Source organism: Chitinophaga filiformis (assembly GCF_023100805.1).
GTDB lineage: Bacteria > Bacteroidota > Bacteroidia > Chitinophagales > Chitinophagaceae > Chitinophaga > Chitinophaga filiformis_B.
Genome location: NZ_CP095855.1, coordinates 5092010 through 5113093, shown reverse-complemented (window position 1 = coordinate 5113093; position 21084 = coordinate 5092010). Strand labels below are relative to the sequence as shown.

The following is a 21084-nucleotide window of genomic DNA, read 5'->3' as shown; positions in this document are numbered from 1 at the left end:
ATGTTCTATTAACGAGTTGAGTCAATATGAAAAAGCATAAAGCATATAAATTTTTATACAGGGTAGTGGTGTTGATACTGCTGCTTACAGGAGGCGCCGGTACGCAGAGCAGGCTGTCTGCACAGGGGCAGGCCTCCTGTACCTGTGGCTGCCTGCGGCCATTATTTGATTACCTGATCAGCTCCCGGCGGCTTTTTACGCCGGAGGCTGAGCATGTTGTCATCTCTTCACTGATAAGGGATGCAAGGAAGGCGGGGTACAATATATCTTATACACAATGCGCCATTTTGTATAAGAATATTAATAAGAATTTCTACGCCATCACAGCAGATACCGTAGGCACACTTTACAAGGCCCGTGTGGGCGATTGCGAGATTTCCCTGCAGTCGTCTGCCGGCGCTGTCAGATTTGACAGTTTACGCAGTGATGCCTGTACCGGTGCAGATGTAGTTACCTATCATAACGCCGGTGGCAGCGTGAAGGTGGCGCAGCTGGCAATCGGTACCTGTTATACCTGTGTGGTTGCGCCTTCAGGTAGTTGTTACAGCGCGGTGACCGATACAAGCGTCAATCCTTATGTGGGTGGTCTGGCCGGGAACTGGCGGCCGCTGAGGAAGTATACGATGTATACTGATCATAATGAAGTTAATGCCACGCAGTCGCTGCACGCCAGAACGGCGGGCACCATTTTCAATTTTACCTATTACTGGAAATTGAACAATAAGAAATGGGTAGTACAACCGGATACGGTGAGATGGCTGTGGATGAATGAGACTACTTTGTATAACAGGAGAGGTATGGAGGTGGAGACCAAAGACCCGCTGGGAAGATATACTTCCGGCTTATATGGATTTGCAGATGCCTTGCCTGTTGCGGTGACGGATAACTGCAGGTACCGGGAAAGCGCTTTTGACGGATTCGAGGACTATTTCCTGAATGAGGCAACATGCAGTAATGGTTGTGCTACGACACGCAGTTTTGATTTCTCTCCGTACAAGCAGTACCTCGATACGACAGAACAACATACGGGGCGCTATAGCCTGAAAGTGGCGGCCGGAGGCAGTTTGGGGATCGGAGCTGACATCGTAGCAAGTGATTCTAATAATTTCAGCATTGCTATCAACAAAGACAGCAGCCGCTGTATAGATAAGCAGTTGATATTAAAAAGTATACGGGCCGGGAAGGAGGTGCTGCTGCCCGTCTTTTCCCCGCTGGCGGGCAAGCGCTTGTTGCTCAGTGCGTGGGTGAAAGAAGGGTCCGCATGTAAAGGCAGTACCTACACCGGCAACCAGATCTTCATAAAAATAAAAAGGGCGACAGATAGTATTACCGTCATCGCTGTACCAAACGGCAATATTATAGAGGGTTGGCAAAAATATGAACAGCCATTGGATGTACCTGCTGATGCTGTCAGCATCACCTTATACCTGCAGTCTACCGGTCAGTTGCCTGTTTATTTTGATGATATACGGATCCATCCCTATAACTCCAATATGAAATCCTTTGTGTATAATCCTGATAATCTTCGTCTGATGGCGGAGCTGGATGCAAATAACTATGCTACAATGTATGAGTATGATGATGATGGTACCCTGATACGCGTGAAAAAAGAAACCGAGAGAGGCATTAAAACGATCTCGGAAACAAGAAGCGCCCTGTTGAAAGAGGTGTTGCCATAATCAATCATTTTGAAAATAACGGACGAATGAAACGTATATTATTAATAATAAAACCCGGCCTGAAAAAGAGCATACCGTTTAAGATGATTAAACCGGTGATGCTTGTCCTTGCATTGTTATTTGTGCTGGTTTCAGGAAATGTACAGGGGCAGACTGTAAGCGTGCTTAAAGGGCTGCTGGATGGCGCCAGAGGGCAGCTGGCTAAGGATTCGATCACAACTGTGCAGGATACAGCATATTTTAATCCTGTTTTACAGGGTAAGCTGGATACGCCTTATCAGGTAAAGAACATTATCACCTTCAGGATAAATGAGTATGCGCGGGTGGTATTGCCGGCTACCTTTACGGCAGCTGTCAGCGTACGGATCATTTATACGAAACCGGATTTCAGTTTGGACTCAGTGGAAAGGACACTGACCATCAATTATTCGGATACCAGTGTTTATACAGCCAGGAACAATTTTGTGTTTAACAATGGGCACAGGGTAACTGTAAAAGTGCTTGGCGTGACTACCGATGCAAGCTCAGATATATTACCTGCACTGGTACTGGAGAACGAGATGGATGCGCGGGTACTTTATAAGTTGTCCTGCACAAATGATGGTGTGAAAAGCATCAGCATTGTATCTCCGGCGCCGCCTAATACAGATTCCACAGATGAGATCAGTGTTACATGGCCGGTGATAACCGGCGCCGATGTATATGATCTGGAATGGGCCTACATTGATTCCACAGCGCTGCTGAGTGGCCGGTATGGCAACCCTTTTAACAGAGAATTATTATTTCGCAATAATGCAGACAGAGTTACTGTAAAGAATAATGCTTATAGTATACCATTGCTGTATGATGATGGTGGTGTTCTGTTTTTCAGGGTAAGGGCGGTACAGGAAGGCGATGGAGGAAGCAGGACTGAGACGGCCTGGAGTTCCTTATACCAGGACGGTTTGGGGCAGTACAGCTTTACAGGACATCAACGGGCATTAAACTGGCAGGCAACGACCGCTTTTGCTGAGGATGGGAAAAGGAAATCCGTGGTTCAGTACTACGATGGAAGCCTTCGTAGCCGACAGACGGTGACAAAAGATAATACTACAAACACGACTATTGTAGGTGAATCATATTATGATTATCAGGGAAGGCCCGTGATCAATGTACTTGGTGCGCCGACATTGAAATCGGTGATCAGTTATTCCCGGAACTTTAACAGAAGTATTAATGGTGGTGAATATGATAAGGGGAATTATGATACGCTTATCAGTCCTGCAGATATTTTAAGTGCTTCGGCCAAACCGATGTCAACAGCTTCGGGGGCAAATCAATACTATTCGGCTGATAATCCTGAGAAAGGCAATGGGTTTAATCAGTATATCCCCGATGCAGGCGGATATGCATTTACTGAGACATCTTATACCCAGGACAGAACAGGAAGAGTAAGCCGTCAAAGTGGTGTAGGTCCGGTATTTAAATTGGGTAGTAACCATGAAACGAAATATAGCTACGGTGCTCCCGGCGATAATGACCTGGATGCTTTATTCGGAACAGAGGTAGGCGTTAAATCGCATTATTTTAAAAATATTGTAGAGGATGCCAATGGCCAGTATCATGTTAGTTATGTAGATATGTATGGACGTACTATCGCCACAGCATTGTCGGGTGTTCCGGATAGTGCTGATTTGGCAGGACTGTCCTATAATCCACTTATATCCTATACAGATACATTGTCCAAAGCGAACAACAGGATCGTCAAGGACCTTGTAATGGAAAACACACAGAGCCAGCTGGTGACCCTGCCTGGCAATTACGTGTTTAATTACAAATTGAAAGCCCCGGTCCTGCAGCGTAGCGATTGTAATAATAACGCGATATGTTATAATGGTTTGTTTGACCTGGAGATCAGCATTACTGACGATGCATCCAATCAGCGTCTGGGCGGCAAGCCATTTGACACCGTATTGCATAATTATACTCCGGGATCGGTTCCTGCTACCTGCGGAGTACCGGATATGAACGTTGGATTTACCATCTTTTTGCCTGCAGGTACTTACCAGATCACCAAGCGTTTGAGCGTGAACCGTGAGGCAATGGATTATTACAGGGATAGTGTGTACATGAAGAAACAGTTATGTACTACACTTGAGCAGTTTGTGCAGCAGCAACGGGATATCCTGGCGAACGACAGTAGTAAGACCTGCATACCGGATTGTAAGAGCTGCCGCGATAGTATAGGTACCTGGGATACTTTCAGGAATAACTATCTGGCGAAAGCCGGCGTTACGCCTGTTGATTCTGCGTCTTACAGGGGAGCCGTATATGCGGCTTATCTGGCGGCGGTAGCGGCTTGTGATGTTTTATGCGATTCCGGTTCGGAGATCCAGGGTATCAGAAATGCTATGCTGCTGGATGTGTCCGGACCTTATGGTCAATATGCCGATCCGGCGGATACACTGAATATCTATTCCATATTCTACCATGCGGATGAGAATGTGCAGGCGCCATACAGGAGAGATGATGTAGTGTATTATGACGAGCTGGGACGCAGGGATACAGTATATGATGACGTCAGTGATACCTATGTAATACCACAACTGCTGAATCCTGAGCAATTCGCGGCTAAATTCAAGGCCTCCTGGGCGGAGGCATTACTGAAGTTCCATCCGGAGTATTATAAGCTGCTGGAAATGCAGAAGTATGCAGACAGCTATTTGTGGGATAAGACATTTGAGGGAGTAGATACCTATGCAGAGGCGAAGGAAAAGGGTTACCTGAATCCGACGGCCAACAACAGTTTTATTTTCCCTGTAGTAACAGGCAATAAAGATCCACTTGCTGCGACTGCGAAAGACGGACTGGAAAAGGTGCTTAATAACTTTAATGGCGGCAGTGGCGCAAGCTTGCTGTCTATGTGGAGTATGGCAACTGTCAGCGTAAAATGTTCGCGCAGCAGCGCTACCTGCTACCAGCAATATAGTACGCCGGCAAAGGCTTTCAATGAAGCATTGATGTGTAAGGGAGATCTTGATATGGCGTGGAGGGCCTTCCGCCAGATGTACCTGACCACCAAGCATAATATTATTAATGACAGGATCAACAATGTTATTTATCCGGGTTACCCGAGGATAACATCTGCACAGCTGAGTGCTGCAGGCAAGCAGCCTAATTTCTATGTGGTGAATGAGGCATTGAGTGAGAACGGAGGTGGATTCCTGGGCAACAATGCTGATACTACCGTGTTAAAGGACTCTGCTAATGCACAGCTGCAGCGCTCTTATGATGAGAACTGCAGGAGCTATGTACAGGCATGGGTGAAACAACTGGCGCCTTGTAAGTATAGTCAGCAGGTACTGGATAGTATCATTATACCTAAACTGCTGGTTGTCTGCAAGGAAGGAGCTGACATAGATCATCCTTATGGAGCGAGCTCTGTTAAACCGTCCAGCGGAAACTACTACAGGAGTTTCAGTGATGTACTGAATGCCTACAATGCGCAGGCCGGTATTACAGATCCGCTGAACTGCAATGCATATCTTATTACATTGCCGGCGCCGTACGATAAACAGGCTGCCTATACAAACAGGCCGACTTACACGGCGCCTACTGACTGCGAGTGCAATCAACTCAGGATCTTAAATACAGAATACCTGGCCTATAAGAAGCCATCTGATATTTCGCTGGCGACTTACCTGAACCGTACAAGGGGTACTTCTTTAACTGAAGTACAGGTTCAGCAGTTGCTGGGCGCATGCAATGTGCCGGGAACGACTACCTGTACTTATTTCGAGGAGCCGCTGGTGATTCCCACCATTATGCAATGTAACATAGCTGCGCCCTGCGCAAGCTGTGAGGTGGTGGGGAACAGCTACAGCCGTTTTCAGGCAAGCTACCCGGGCATTACACCATTGCGTGAAGAAGCGGATTCTGTGCAGCAACGGAAGAATGAGCTGTTTGTGAGCTTCATGAATAATCAGCTGGGAATGAACAAACAGCTGTGGGAGTACCTGAACTTTATGGATACCTGTCAGCTTTATTCATTTAAAGACAGTATTGTTTGCCGCGGGGGCAAACAGTTGATCCATAGTTATACAACAGGAAGTATTGACACGGTTTATGATGTTATCCGCACTCCGGATAACGGATTTATGATCGCAGGGTCAACAACAATAGCGGCGAATAATAAGAACGCATATCTTATCCGGACGGATAGTAAGGGTGAGGTGCTGTGGTCCAGACATTACGGCGGCACCGGCAACGACAATTTTGCCCAGATTAAATCTACATCCGATGGGGGATATATTGCTGTCGGAACCATTGCAGCTTATGCAGTAGCGAGAGATGCGATGATCGTTAAGCTGACGGAGAAAGGTGATGTGACCTGGAGTAAGCGTGTCGGTTTGAACACTACGAATGGTGAGGTCGGCGCTGACATTATACAGACAAGTGACGGTGGTTATGCCTATGTTGCGCGATATAACCTCGCAGATGGGGTGGCAGATTTTCTGGTCGGCTCACTTCAATCTGACGGTACATTCAACTGGTTGAAACGATTTGGACAGGGAAGTGGCGATGAAGGTTATTCACTGCTGGAGAACAATGATACATTGGTGATTGCAGGATGCTCCTGGGTAACCGGCATTACAGGTCAGTTTGATGGCTGGATATTGAAGGTAGATAAAAAGACGGGTAAGCAACTGCATGTTCACTGGTATGACATTGGTCAGCCGACAAAGACCATCACCAACTTTTCGAATTATATTCATAAAGTGAAGGGAGGATATATCACCAGCTATTCAGCAGGTGATGCCGGGGGCGTTAGGCAGGCCATACTGAGTGTAGCAGACAATGGCCAGGTAAAGTATGTGAAGCAGTTTTCCCGTCCGCTGAATAAAACGGTGATCCGGTGGATGCCGACAGCAGTGGGATCGGACGGTAATATTATGGCGGTACAGAATATCCAGCTGTCTAACAATTATGGCATTGTGTGGGAGAAAACCAGTGGAGATGGCAACCTGCTCTGGTCGGATCTGTTCAGATCGGACAGTTCGGTTTTCTTTACAAAGCTTATAGAGAATGCTGATGGCGGATTTGTGGGTGCTGGTAATTATGGCCGGAGTGCTATGATGATATTTACGCCACCCAGTGGTCCGATGGGATGTAGCGATAGCCTGATCAATGATACTTTTGACCCTGTTGGTGTGAGAGTTAATCCCGATACGGTCATGGTTTGGGATGTTGTTATCAAGGATACCGCAGTGAAGGCATTTACCCTTACTGGCAACGCGATAGCGCCCGTACACAGAACATTTAACTGTGTAGGTGCTGACAGCTGCTTCCGGATGAGTAAAGGCCCCTTGTTATGTGGTAATACGAAACCTGTGTTTGGAGATGTGGATGTGAATGAGATAAATAACTGTTCTGATAATGAGTTCTTTGCGGTAAGCAAAGGAACAGAGTTATTCAATGCTTACCGGGATTCCCTGAAAGCCGGTTTCAACAAGGCATATATTGATAGTTGCATGAATGCCGGATTGAGGGAGATCTTTACGGTATCTTATACCACCTCTGAGTATCATTATACCTTGTATTATTATGATCGTGCGGGATCTTTGGTGAAGACAGTGCCGCCGGCGGGTGTTGTGGTAAACCGTACGCAGACCTGGCTGAACGCTGTAAAGTCGGCCAGGGCGAGGGGCCTTGAGCAATTGCCTGCACATACCATGGTAACGAATTACCGGTATAATACCTTGAACCAGGTGATTGCCAAGATGACACCGGATATCACCGCGGCGTTTAAATACGCTTATGACAGGATAGGAAGATTGGTTGCAGCGCAGCCGACCTTATCAACCAATAGCATCTATACTGTCTATGATAACCTGGGGCGGATTACGCAAACTGGTAGTACATCCGGCTCATTATCAAACATTACCAGCCGCAATCCGTATACCCTGGCACAATGGTATGCAAACATGAGCAGGCTTGAAATTGTCACCACGAATTATGACGAGCCTTATGCGCCATTGACCGGGGCTATAATCAGTCCCCGTAACCTGAGGAACCGGGTTGCCTGGTCTGCGGCGTACGCTGGCATTGCCGCCATTAGTAGTGGAGCATATACTTCAGCGACGTTTTATAGCTACGATGCGCATGGAAACGTCGATACCCTGATCCAGGACTTTAAGACCGGTGGAATGGCAGATGGCAATAACCGTTGGAAGAAAATAGTGTATCGTTATGATCTGATCAGCGGAAACGTGAATCACGTCGCTTATCAACCGGGACAACCAGATGCTTTTTATCATCGATACAGCTATGACGCGAATAACAGGATTACCAATGTAGAAACCAGCCGCGACAGCATCAACTGGGACAATGATGCCTATTACCAGTACTATAAACATGGAGGACTGGCCAGAGCGGTTATTGGTCAGCAAAAGGTACAGGGAATTGACTATGCGTATACTTTGCAGGGTTGGTTGAAGGGGATTAACAGTACGGCAGATACCGCTACGTTCGATATTGGGCACGACGGCTCAGGCGCGAGCGCCGTGGCGAAAGATGCTTATGGTTTTGCACTACATTATTTTGGTGATCGCGACTACAATCCGATTAATAGTACCGCCAGACCTTTTGCAGGAGCCGGTACTGCAGGAGCCGCGTTTAAACCATTATTTAATGGCAATATTGCTGCGATCAGTCAGAATATACCGTCTGTCGGCGCGCCGTTCTTGTATACTTATAATTATGATGTGCTAAACAGGATAGTGGGAATGCAGGTCAGCCAGGGCCTCAATAAATCGGCAAATGCCTGGGCCCCCGTCCCGTTACCTGATTTCAAGGAAGATGTATCTTATGATCCCAACGGTAACATCCGTACTTATAAGCGCAAAGGCAACAATACATTTGCAGGGCAGCCGATCGATATGGATGACATGGTATATAATTATACCAGTGGTACAAACAAACTGTCATATATTTCTGATGCAGTTCCCGCGGCCAATTATGCGAATGATATAGACAATCAGACAACAGGTAATTATACTTATACTGCCGGTGGCCAGTTAAACATAGACAGAGCGGCAGGCATTACAAGTACACAGTGGACCGGCTATGACAAGATCAGGCAGATTAGTACCGCAAGTAATGGTGTAATTAATTATACCTATGGCGTGGATCAAAACCGTATTAGTAAGACGGTCAAGGGTATACAGACCTGGTATGTGCGGGATGCGACAGGAAATGTGATGAGTATATATACCAAGGGTGACAGTACGCTCAACGGAGGTTTACTTACCCAGACAGAGGCACACTTATATGGCAATAGTCGATTGGGTATTCATACGCTGAATACCAATGTACAGAGTGTTACAGTGCCTGAAGTAACTCCTCTGAATGGCTTAGGGTCTGGAATAAATATTAATTTTGTCCGGGGCAGAAAATTCTTTGAGCTAAGTAATCATTTGGGTAATGTGTTGGCAACGGTGTCTGATAAAAAGATCGGAGTGTCTTCTGACGGTAATGTGATAGATTATTATCAGCCTGATCTGGTTTCTGCGCAAGAATATTATCCTTTCGGTATGCGGATGTACGGCCGTGGATTGGCGAGTAGTAAGTATCGTTATGGGTTTAATGGGAAGGAAAATGACAATGAGGTAAAGGGAGATGGGAATCAGCAGGATTATGGAATGAGGGTCTACGATCCGAGGATCGGGAGGTTCTTAAGTGTGGATCCGTTGACGAGAGATTATCCTTGGTATACACCATATCAGTTTGCCGGGAATACGCCGATTTGGGCTGTTGATTTAGACGGCCTCGAAGAGTTCAAGGTAACAGGAAAAGATGGAAAGGAGCAAACAGTTAACGGTCCGTGGGCAGACAGCAAACAGGCACAGGTCGCCGCATTTAAGGGCTTTGCCAAACCACACGAGACCGTCACAACTCAAAATACGTCAACAAAAAATAAGGTAACACAGCCAACAAATGATCCAAAATCTGAGTTTGCAAAGGCTGTCGACGATTTATACTATATCTGGTCGGTAATAACTGCGGATCCTTTACAGCCGACAGCGGCAAAGCCTAGCTCGACGTCAACGACCGGACAACTAGTTGATATGGCTATTCCGTTGATTCCTGTTGAGGCAGTAGTGGAGAGTGTATTTGCTAAGCTGTCGGTAAAAACAATTCCGTTCTTTAAGAAAGCGGCCCCAGTGATAAAAGATGCAGCAGAGTATCTTAAAATTATGAAGCCGAAGGACGAATTTGACGCTGTCAAGACGTTATATAGAGGAACAACGGGATCGGAAGCCGGTTCAACCATACTTTTTCTGACGGATGATGCTGCAGTGGCCGCAACATACGTGAAAAATGGTGGACAGGTTATGGAGTATGAAATTTCACAATATGCTCTTTTCGCATTAAAAAATGCGGGAGAATTAGAGATGAAGACGGGAATACACGTAGCAGGACAGATAAGTACAGAATACATGTTTCTCGGGAAGAATGTTGTTGAAGCAGTGAACTCTTTAGCAAAACCTTTAAAATAAAATGGAAAAGAAATTTTGTTGCGAAAAGTTCCGATTTCGTTACGAAGGCAATAGCGAAATGGGGCTTAATTTTCGAATTATCAAACTCAGTCAAAACTTTTTAGACCGGGGTTATTGGGGCGATAATGTGTATCGCTATTACATTACAGAGGGCTATCATGTTTTTGATGATAAGATTAAGGCTATAGTAATGGAGTTTTGCCCTTTTTGCGGAAAAAAGTTAAAGTCTATCTATAAATCTGATGAATACATTAATGAGTCTAATCACCCTTATTAGTATCGTTAAGTGCCAATGGCATTAATTTGATTTAGTTTTATCTCCAAGATGGGAAGACTGTCTGGGTATGACTGTTCTTATTGCTTCGATAGGAAAAAGTTGTCAATAAAATGAGTGAACGCTCAACGCATGGCCGCTACCAACGTTTATCGATAAGAGTGGGAAAAGTAAAAGGGCCTTCGGCACCTTTATGAACACATTGTGAAGTCCGGGAGCAGAAACCTTGAATTCAAAAGAAGTTGTAATAGTAAACTTGTGTCCATATTAAGAAAATAACAAAGGAGTTCCGTGTTGAACTCCTTTGTTGTCTCCGTGCATTTGAGTTACTTGGATTATACAGACTGTTCATCTATAGTAATCTGTCATGAGGAATATATATAGTGTCGGCGTTTGGTGAATAGGTGACGCAAGCGGGAAACTGTCGCCGGCTTTTTATGGGAAAGAGAATCTTAAGAAAGTCAATGTCACTGGAACTAGCATTTATGTTTGTACGAAATACCTGAAACAGATGTAGATATAAGTACTGAATATCATTTATCAGACGTGTATGAAATGTCTCAAAATCGAACACTTACCCCCATAATACTGAACACATTTAATTATATTTAATAATTAACCAATTGTTAGTGATGCCATTCCTCCTTGGCATACCCCTTGTTCCCACACCCCGAACGCAATCCAAAACGGATCATCCCATGATAAGAAACCACCTGAAGATCGCCTGGCGCAGTCTGCTGTCCACCAAACGTTTTTCCATCATTAACATTTCCGGCTTAGCTGTAGGTATGGCGGCAGCGGGCCTTGTATTCCTGTGGTTACAGAACGAGATCAGCTTCGATAAATTCCATGAACATAAGGACCGCCTGTATGAGGTGCAGGGCCTGACCGCTGTTGATGGAACGCAGATCGTGATCAATCAGACCGAACAGCCCCTGGGGCCGACGCTGAAAAAAGATTTTGGGGAAGTAGAAAATACGACACGGTTTGCAGGTGTCAGCAGTTTGCTGTTGACTGCGGGCGACAAACGTTTTACGGGTATTAATGGTGGCTTCGTCGATCCTGCATTCCTCCGGATGTTCAGTTTCCCGGCGCTCAGTACAGTGACTCGCGAACCGCTTAAAAATATCAATTCCATCGTTATTACAGAGGCGCTGGCAGAGAAGCTGTTTGGAAAGGAGGATGCTTTGAATAAAGTGATTAAGATCGATTCTGTTGACTACTTCCAGGTAACAGCAGTATTGAAGCGTCTTCCCTCCAATACGCGTTTCGATTTTGAATATCTGTTGCCCTGGGATTATCTGCATAAGATCGGGTGGAACAATGACAGCTGGCTCAGTAACAATGTATCGACATTTGTATTGCTGAAGCCTAATACCAACGTGTCTGCATTTGACAATAAGATAGCAGGGATTGCGAGGCGTTATTCCGGCAACCCTGATATATGGACCCATTTTCTTTTTCCGCTGGAGCAATGGCATCTGTATGCCGTATTCAAGGATGGCAAACCTGCGGGTGGACGTATAGCCGTAGTGCGCTTATTTGCTGTTGTGGTGATAATGATCCTGCTAATTGCCTGTATCAATTTTGTGAACCTGAGCACCGCTAAGAGTGAGAAACGGGCAAAGGAGGTTGGTGTGCGTAAAGTGGCGGGAGCTGGAAAGGGGATGCTGATCGCCCAGTTTATGACGGAAGCTTTACTAATGTCGTTTATTGCCGGCGTCATCGCACTGGTAATGGTGCACCAGGCATTGCCTTATTTTAACAGGCTGGTAAATGTGGCACTTTCCATGCCCTATGGCAATGCAGGTTTCTGGGCCAGTGCCATTGGATTCATATTGATCACCGGTTTGCTGGCAGGCGCGTATCCTGCCTTTTATCTTTCTGCCTTTAAGCCTGTCAAAGTACTGAAAGGCGGAGTCAGGGGCAGAGAAGGAAGGTTCTCGCCCAGAAAGGTATTGGTGGTGTTCCAGTTCACATTTGCCGTTGTCCTGATCATCTCTACAATTGTTATCCGGAACCAGATCCGGTATGCCCAGGAAAGGGAAACCGGTTATTCCAGGAGTAATCTTATCAATGTTAATTTTGACGGAGATATTGCTAAGAATTATGCGTTGATCAGACATGATCTGATCAGTGAGGGGATCGCCACATCGGTGACGAAAACCATGTCTTCCATTACTGAACGTGGCAGTAATACCTGGGGCCTGGACTGGGAAGGTAAACGTCCTGATTTTGCAGGCACCATCGCCTTGTTCAGCACTGACGCCGGCCTGGTTAAAACGGTGGGATTGGAGCTGAAAGCGGGAAGAGATATTGATATCCATCGCTATCCGACAGATAGTTTTGCTGTAATGCTGAATGAAACAGCGGTGAAGGTAATGGGATTCAGGGATCCTATCGGACAGCTTATAAGGGAGCCGGGCGGAAATAAGACATGGAAGGTGGTAGGTGTCGTGAAGGATTATGTCATCGGTTCTTCTTACGGAACGGTACCGCCGGTAGTGATTGAAGGCCCCGGGAGTTGGTTCAATACCATGCATATCAGGTTCAACGCTTCCAGGCCTGTTGCTGAGAACTTAATGAAGGCAGAAGCAATATTCAACCGGTATAATCCAAATTATCCCTTCAATTACCAGTTCACAGATCAGCAATATGCCAGGATGTTCGACGCAGAACAACGTACGCAGGCATTGGCGGGGCTATCTGCTGCATTGGCGATATTTATATCCTGCCTGGGATTGCTGGGACTGTCCGCATATGTTGCGGAGCGCCGTGTCAAAGAAATTGGCGTACGTAAAGCTTTGGGGGCTTCAGTACTCAATATTACGGGATTGCTGACTTTTGATTTTATGAAGCTGGTAGCCGCCGCCATTGCAATAGCCATACCTGTCGGCTGGTGGGGGATGAACACCTGGCTGGAGCATTTTGAATACAAGATCACCATTAACTGGCTGGTGTTTGTCTTTGCCGGATTGCTGGCGATCAGTATTACATTACTAACCGTGAGCTTTGAGGTGATCCGTGCGGCAATGGTGGATCCGGTGAAAAGCCTGAAGCGGGAATAGGGGAGTTGATGACGCCTTTAGCAGATACCTGCAACACCCAATGAGAGACATTGTTAGCAATCGGCAGTTTTAGGCATGATACACCGGCAGGCTGAAGCCGAAGGTGCTGCCTTCTCCCAGCTTGCTGTCTACCCAGATAGTTCCGCCCTGTGCCTCTATGAATTCCCTGGAGATGGACAATCCGAGTCCGGTGCCCACTTTCTCCGGCGTTCCCGGTACTTTAAAGTAACGGTCGAAAATGCGGGACAGATATTTTTCCTCTATGCCCCTGCCATGATCGCAGACGGAGAACTCGATATTATTGTCTTTGAGTGAAGTGGTCAGCTCAATCTCGCCGTCTTCCGGAGAGTATTTGACAGCATTGGTGAGGAAATTAGTCAATACCCAGGCTGTTTTCTCCGGGTCTGTCATAATCCTGTGGTCATTGGTGTTTTTATTGATCCGGATGGCGATGTTCTTCTGTTGCGCCAGCGCACTGACGGTATTGGTGGCATTATCGATGATAATGTCGGGCGATACCGGCTCTATCTTCAACTGAATATGCCCCGTTTCCACCTGGCTCATATTGAGCAGCTCACTGGTGATCTTGAGCAGGCGGTCGGCATCGTCAGCGATGCTCTTTACGAGTTCTTCCTGTTCTTTATTGACGTTGCCGATACGGGCGTCTGTCAGCAGCTGGGCGCTCATTTTAATAGACGCGATCGGTGTTTTCAGCTCATGGGAGATGGTGGCAATGAAGTTGGTCTTTGCTTCATTGAGCTCATGAAAAGGGGTAATATTACGCAGCACGATCACTTGTCCGATCACCTTATCAAGGTTTGTTACATTGAGCACATCCAGGTGAAAATAGCTTTCTTTCCCATCAGCATAGATCTTGAGTTCTTTATTGGCACTATCCTGTTTTAGCAGGTTGCGCATCAGGTCGTTGTTGAGTGCAATGTCTGGCGCATATTGGCCCCTGATCTCCATTTCCTGCAAGCCGAGCAGCTTTTCAGCCACCTTATTGAGGAAGAGAAGGTTCCTCCGTTCATCGAGACCGATAATACCGTCATTCATCTGGTTGATGATGGTGTCGATACGGCTCTTTTCAAATTTGATCTTGGCGAGGTTACTATGTTCGTACTCATCCAGTTTTTCGGCCATGCTGTTAAAAGCCTGTGCAAGTTCCCCGAATTCATCATGTTGTGAGATGCGGATACGTTTCGAATAGTCTTTGTTTACAATGGCCTTGATACCTTCCGAGAGTGTATTTACCGGCTCGCTGATAATGCCCGGGAAGTTGACCGCCAGCGTAAATGCAATAAGGGCGAGAAAGCCGAAGATGAACATGGTATAGTTGCTGAAACGCCTGGCGTTCTTTTCTGCTACGGCGTTCTTCCGCTGGATGGCTTCCTGGTTGGCAGTATTGATCTTGTAGATCTCCCGGCGGATGATCGTTTGCAGGGAGTCATTGTCAGGATCGTGTTTCAGTTGTTCAAATATATTCCTGACGGCAGCAGTGGCAAGGCCTTCGCCGGGTTCCGTAATATTGGCTTCCTGCTTTGCAAGATTGCGTTCAAATTCTGGGAATACGGTAGAATCGAAAGGCACACGGTCCATTAGTGTCAGCATATTATTGCCGTATACCAACGTCTCGTAGTTGTCTTCGAGGATAAGACGTGCGTCATTCTTTAACTGGTATATGGAGAAGATTCCCAGGATACCGGAGATGAGAATGGCTACAAATAAAAATCCAATGCCTATACTTAGTTTCGTCTTTAGACGCATGTCACGAAAGAATTATAATGTCAATATCCGATTCCGACAACTTGCCCAGCAATTGTGAGAATACGGCTGTATTCATCAGCATGCCCATTACGTTGAGGTGTGGCTTCCCGATACAGATCGTGGTGATCTTTTTTTCCTCGGCTGTCTGCATGATACTTTTAGCAATATTAGTACTTTTTACCTTTATCACTTCTCCACCCAGTTCCATCACCAGTTTGAAGTTATTGATCAGATGCCGCTGGGCTGCAAGCCCGATCTTGTCCCCATCTTCTTTAGGTGTCTGTACATAGAGCACATACCATTTGGACTGGTAATAGGCAGAGAGCCTGGCCGTTTTGCGGATCACTTTCTTTGCAATAAGATGATTGCTGCTGATACATGCCAGGAAGCGCTCATTCCGGGCCTGGGCGCTTCGCGGCAGCGATGAATCTATTTTGCGTTCCACCTGCGCAGCTACTTCTTTCAGTGCCAGTTCTCTCAGCTGGAGGATCCTTTCCGGCTGGAAGAAGTTCTTTATAGCTACCGCGATCTTATCCGGAGTATAGATCTTGCCTTCCTTCAGACGGGTGATCAGCTCATCGGCCGTGAGGTCGATATTCACCACCTCATCGGCCTGTTGCAATACCAGGTCGGGAATGCGTTCTGCAACATCCACGCCGGTGATACCCTTGACCTCGTCCTGCAGACCTTCTATATGCTGGATATTGACGGCGCTGATAACGTTAATGCCCGCTTCCAGTATCTCCATTACATCCTGCCAGCGTTTCTCATTCTTGCTGCCTTCTATGTTGGTATGGGCCAGTTCGTCAATGACCACCACTTCGGGATGAAGGTTCAAAACGGCCTGCATATCCATCTCTTCGAGGGCTTTACCTTTGTAGAATAATTCCCTGCGGGGAATAAGGGGCAAGCCATCCAGCAGGGCATGTGTTTCTGCCCGGTTATGGGTTTCGATGTAGGCAATCCGGATATCCACGCCATTGCGCAGCAAGGTCCGGGCCTCCTGCAGCATGCGGTAGGTCTTGCCCACACCGGCGCTCATGCCGATGTATATTTTGAACTTTCCCCGCCTGGACTGACGGATCAGGTCGAGGAAGTGTTGCGCGTTATTTTCTTTTTCGCTCATAGGCAGTATGTTCAAAAAAACCACTCTCTGTCTGAATCCAGGCAGGCGCCTCTCTGCAGAGAAGCGCCCATAATCCCTTTGTCATTCGGGTCGTCTTATTTTAAAGTATCCAGAGCTATATTGAGTTTAAGTACATTTACTTTGGATGGTCCTGCAATGCCCAGCACCGGGCGTTCAGTATGATCGGACACCAGCGCCATCAGCTTTGTTTCAGAGAGATGACGTATAGCCGCGATGCGTTTTACCTGTATCAGGGCGGCAGCAGGGGATATGTCCGGGTCCAGGCCACTACCGGAAGCGGTGACCAGTTCCGCCGGAATATCTTCTTTCTTTACACCCGGATTATGAGCCAGGAAAGTATCAATGCGTTCCTGCACTGTTTTCTGGTAGTCGGGATTGGAAGCGGCTTTGTTGGAGCCTCCTGAGCCGGCCGCATTATAGTTGACGGCAGATGGACGGCTGTTGAAGTATTTGTCTTCAGTAAAGCGCTGGCCCACGTTTTCATAGCCAACAACTTTACCGTTTACGGAGACTGTTCTGCCTTTTCCCTGTCCCGGAGCGGCTTTGGATATTGCCGCTATCAGGGCGGGATAGAGTACTGCTAATACCAGTACCATAAAAAGGGTCAGTTTTACAGAAGGCCATATATACTTTTTCATTGTGTTTTATTTGATCGGTAATTACATGAATAAGGTCAGGAACAGATCTATAAGCTTGATGCCTATAAAAGGGATAATAACGCCGCCGAAACCATAGATCAGCAGGTTTCTGCGCAACAGGGCGCTGGCGCCGATAGGTTTGTAGGCAACACCTTTGAGTGCCAGTGGTATCAGGGCAGGAATGATCAGCGCATTGAAGATCACGGCAGAAAGGATAGCGCTCTCCGGGGAAGCGAGGTGCATAATGTTGAGCCCCTGCAAAGCCGGAATAGCGGTTACAAAAAGTGCTGGTACAATGGCAAAATATTTTGCCACGTCGTTTGCGATGGAAAAAGTGGTGAGCGTGCCACGTGTCATCAGTAACTGTTTACCGATTTCCACGATCTCAATCAGTTTAGTCGGGTCGTTGTCGAGGTCCACCATGTTGCCGGCTTCTTTTGCCGCCTGGGTACCGCTGTTCATCGCCACGCCTACATCCGCTTGTGCCAGCGCCGGTGCGTCATTGGTACCGTCTCCCATCATGGCAACCAGTTTGCCGCCTTCCTGCTCCTTGCGGATATAGATCATTTTATCTTCCGGCCTGGCTTCGGCTATAAAATCGTCCACACCTGCTTTTTCCGCGATATACCTGGCGGTGAGCGGGTTATCGCCCGTAACCATTACTGTCTTTACACCCATTCTGCGCAGACGTTCAAAACGTTCACGTATGCCGGGTTTGATAATGTCCTGCAGTTCGATCACGCCGATCACTGTTTCGTTACGGCTTACCACCAGGGGCGTACCGCCATTGGATGAGATCTCTTTTACTTTTTCTTCTGTTGCGGCAGGGAACGGATGGCCTGCCTTCTCAACGATATGACGGATAGCGTCATAAGCGCCTTTACGGATACGGAGCCCGTTGAGATTCAGTCCGCTGCTGCGTGTTTCGGCAGTGAATTCGATAAAGGTCGCTTCTTCGCCGGCGGGCGGAGTCATTTTAATACCTTTTTCGGCAGCCAGTTCCACGATGGATTTACCTTCGGGTGTTTCATCTGCCATAGATGCCAGCGCGCAGGCTTCGAAGAACTCTTTTTCCCCCATGCCTGGCGCCGGCCAGAAATGCGTCGCTTTACGGTTACCGATGGTAATGGTGCCTGTTTTGTCAAGCAGCAGGGTATCGATGTCTCCGGCGGTTTCTACCGCTTTCCCACTCTTGGTAATGACGTTGGCTCTCAGCGCGCGGTCCATACCTGCGATGCCGATCGCGCTGAGCAGCCCGCCGATGGTTGTAGGTATGAGGCAGACAAACAGGGACACAAAAGCCGCGATGGTGATAGGTGTGTTGGCATAATCACCAAAAGGCTTTAAGGTTACGCAAACGATGGTGAAGACCAGTGTAAAGCTTGCCAGCAATATTGTAAGGGCAATTTCGTTAGGTGTTTTCTGGCGACTGGCACCTTCTACAAGGGCGATCATTTTATCCAGGAAGCTTTCTCCCGGATCGGTAGTGACACGTACCTTGATCCTGTCGCTCAGTACTTTCGTACCGCCTGTTACGGACGATTTATCACCGCCGGATTCACGGATCACAGGCGCGGATTCACCGGTGATGGCTGATTCGTCGATAGTAGCGAGACCCTGGACGATCTCGCCATCCATAGGGATCATGTCACCGGCTTCGCAGATAAAGAAATCGCCTTTACGTAGCTGCGAAGAAGGGACGATCTTTATTTCATTGGTATACACTTCACCTACTGCCAGTACCTTCCTGGCAGGTGTTTCCTCTCTTGTTTTGCGGAGACTTTCTGCCTGCGCTTTACCCCTTGCTTCAGCAATGGCTTCTGCGAAATTGGCAAAGAGTAGCGTCAGCAGCAGGATAATAAACACAGCCAGGTTGTATGCGAAGGAACCCTGGGACGTATTTCCGCTAATGGCGGTATAGAGCGTAACCACCAGCATGATGGCTGTACCTATCTCCACGGTGAACATCACCGGGTTACGGAACATGATCCTGGGTGAGAGTTTAATGAAAGCCTGTTTTAAAGCACCGCTCACCAGTGCGGGTTCAAAAAGTTTATTATGATTGTGTTCAGACATATAATTCAAGTTTTGCGAACAAGGTCGTCATAGGATAGTAACCTGATAGTGATTTAGACTTAGGATGGTAACAAAAGGTTTTGTCAAAGGGACTGGAAATATTCTGCTATAGGTCCCAGGGTCAGTGCAGGGAAGAAGGCCAGCGCTGCAACGATCATGATCACAGCGTAGGTCATGATACCGAATGTAGCGGTATCCGTCTGCAGGGTACCCGCGGATTCAGGGATATATTTCTTCTTCGCCAGGATGCCTGCAATGGCAACCGGACCAATGATGGGAATAAAGCGGCCGAGTACCATGACGATACCGGTGCTGATATTCCAGAAGATATTATTGTCTGCCAATCCTTCAAAGCCGGAGCCGTTGTTGGCGGAGGAAGATGTATACTCATATAACATTTCGGAGAAGCCGTGATTGGACGGATTGTTAAACCATGCAGCAGGTTGTACGGACCATGCCATCTGCGGATGATGTGCTGCAAAATACGCTGACAACGCAGTGCCAACGAGCACCAGGAATGGATGGAAAAGTGCAATGATGGCTGCTATCTTCATTTCCCGCGCTTCCACCTTACGGCCCATGAATTCGGGCGTACGTCCTACCATCAGCCCGGAGATAAATACCGCGATGATCAGGAAGATAAAGTAGTTGAGCAGGCCCACGCCTTTACCGCCGTAGAAACAGTTGGTCATCATACCAAGCATTTGCATGGCGCCTGATAATGGCATAGAGCTGTCGTGCATCGAGTTCACCGAGCCAGTGGAGATGATCGTGGTCATGACCTGCCAGTATGCGGAAGCAGGCACACCAAAGCGTACTTCTTTGCCCTCCATGGCAGTGATATCTTTCAGTCCCATGTGAGCCAATACCGGGTTGCCGCTTATTTCGGAGATAAGGTTAGGTATCATTAATGTCAGCATGCCTGCCGTCATTACGCCAAAGATGACATAACCGAGTTTTCTCTTACGGATGAAGAAGCCGAATGCGAAGATCAGCGCCATTGGGAGGATCACCTGTGAGACGATCTCCAACATGTTGGTGAAGTAGTTCGGATTTTCCAACGGGTGAGCAGAGTTAGCGCCAAACCATCCGCCGCCATTGGTACCGAGGTGCTTAATGGCGATCATACCAGCAGCAGGACCTCTGGACACCTGTACCGAATCGCCCTGAACGGTAACGATACTGTCTTTCCCGTCAAAGCTGGCCGGTGTACCGTTGAACACCAGTATGATGGCCATAATGATGCTCAGTGGGAGCAATATACGGGTGATCGTTTTGGTGAAGAATACAAAGAAGTTTCCCAGTTTCTCGGTCGTTTTGTCGGCAAAGGCCCTGAAAAGTACGGCTACAGCGGCAACGCCGGTAGCGGCAGATACGAATTGCAGGAAAGTGATAACGAAGAGCTGGGAGAAATAGGTAAGCCCGGATTCGCCTGAATAGTGCTGCAGGTTACAGTTCACCAGGAAACTGATGGCGGTATTGAAGGCCAGGTCGGGCGTCATGTCCGGATTACCATCCGGGTTAAGTGGCAGATGTGACTGGAATAACAGGACGAAAAAGGCATAGATCAGCCATACCAGGTTAATAGATAGCAAGGCCGCCATGTGTTGTTTCCAGTTCATCTCTTTATGAGGATCTATGCCGCAAATGTGGAAGATAAAACGTTCCACAGGGTTCAGGAAGTCGGTGAAAGTGCGCTCGCCCCGGAATACTTTTGAAATGTATTTACCCAGTGGGAACGCTATCGCCAGTGTTATGATAAAGGTGAGAATAACACCTGTTATTTCGCTGTTCATTAGTAATCGGTTTGAGATCAGAATTTTTCAGGTTTCAGGAGAACATACACCAGGTAGATGAATACAAGGATGGATATGATCAGCAGTAGTGTCATCATAAAT

General features: G+C 47.2%; 10 protein-coding genes. 4 read left to right on the top strand and 6 right to left on the bottom strand.

Annotated features, from left to right (window positions below):
• Positions 1–26 precede the first annotated feature (26 nt).
• The 4 genes from MYF79_RS19845 to MYF79_RS19830 all read left to right on the top strand — a co-directional run bounded on the left by MYF79_RS19845 (position 27) and on the right by MYF79_RS19830 (position 13558).
• Positions 27–1679, top strand: coding sequence for a hypothetical protein (locus tag MYF79_RS19845; RefSeq protein WP_247809375.1), 1653 nt, complete (start codon positions 27–29; stop codon positions 1677–1679).
• A 26-nt stretch (positions 1680–1705) separates the two neighbouring features.
• A complete protein-coding gene (locus MYF79_RS19840) occupies positions 1706–10216 on the top strand; it encodes an RHS repeat domain-containing protein (RefSeq protein WP_247809374.1) in 8511 nt (2836 codons plus the stop codon).
• Between the two features lies 1 nt (position 10217).
• Positions 10218–10493 (top strand): hypothetical protein, encoded by a 276-nt coding sequence (locus MYF79_RS19835; RefSeq protein ID WP_247809373.1) that lies wholly within the window; start codon positions 10218–10220, stop codon positions 10491–10493.
• A gap of 695 nt (positions 10494–11188) precedes the next feature.
• Positions 11189–13558, top strand: a complete 2370-nt coding sequence (locus MYF79_RS19830) for an ABC transporter permease (RefSeq protein WP_247809372.1) — start codon at positions 11189–11191, stop codon at positions 13556–13558.
• Between the two features lie 69 nt (positions 13559–13627).
• On the opposite strand, the gene MYF79_RS19825 is transcribed toward MYF79_RS19830, so the two are convergent.
• The 6 genes from MYF79_RS19825 to kdpF all read right to left on the bottom strand — a co-directional run bounded on the left by MYF79_RS19825 (position 13628) and on the right by kdpF (position 21077).
• Positions 13628–15325, bottom strand: coding sequence for an ATP-binding protein (locus tag MYF79_RS19825; RefSeq protein WP_247809371.1), 1698 nt, complete (start codon positions 15323–15325; stop codon positions 13628–13630).
• Between the two features lies 1 nt (position 15326).
• Positions 15327–16451, bottom strand: a complete 1125-nt coding sequence (locus tag MYF79_RS19820; RefSeq protein WP_247809370.1) for a sensor protein KdpD — start codon at positions 16449–16451, stop codon at positions 15327–15329.
• Positions 16452–16546: 95 nt separating this feature from the next.
• Positions 16547–17110, bottom strand: a complete 564-nt coding sequence (locus tag MYF79_RS19815) for a K(+)-transporting ATPase subunit C (RefSeq protein ID WP_247809369.1) — start codon at positions 17108–17110, stop codon at positions 16547–16549.
• Between the two features lie 21 nt (positions 17111–17131).
• Positions 17132–19186, bottom strand: a complete 2055-nt coding sequence (gene kdpB, locus MYF79_RS19810; protein WP_247809368.1) for a potassium-transporting ATPase subunit KdpB — start codon at positions 19184–19186, stop codon at positions 17132–17134.
• An 83-nt stretch (positions 19187–19269) separates the two neighbouring features.
• Positions 19270–20982, bottom strand: a complete 1713-nt coding sequence (gene kdpA / locus MYF79_RS19805; protein WP_247809367.1) for a potassium-transporting ATPase subunit KdpA — start codon at positions 20980–20982, stop codon at positions 19270–19272.
• A 17-nt stretch (positions 20983–20999) separates the two neighbouring features.
• A complete protein-coding gene (gene kdpF / locus MYF79_RS32515) occupies positions 21000–21077 on the bottom strand; it encodes a K(+)-transporting ATPase subunit F (RefSeq protein WP_394367271.1) in 78 nt (25 codons plus the stop codon).
• Positions 21078–21084 lie beyond the last annotated feature (7 nt).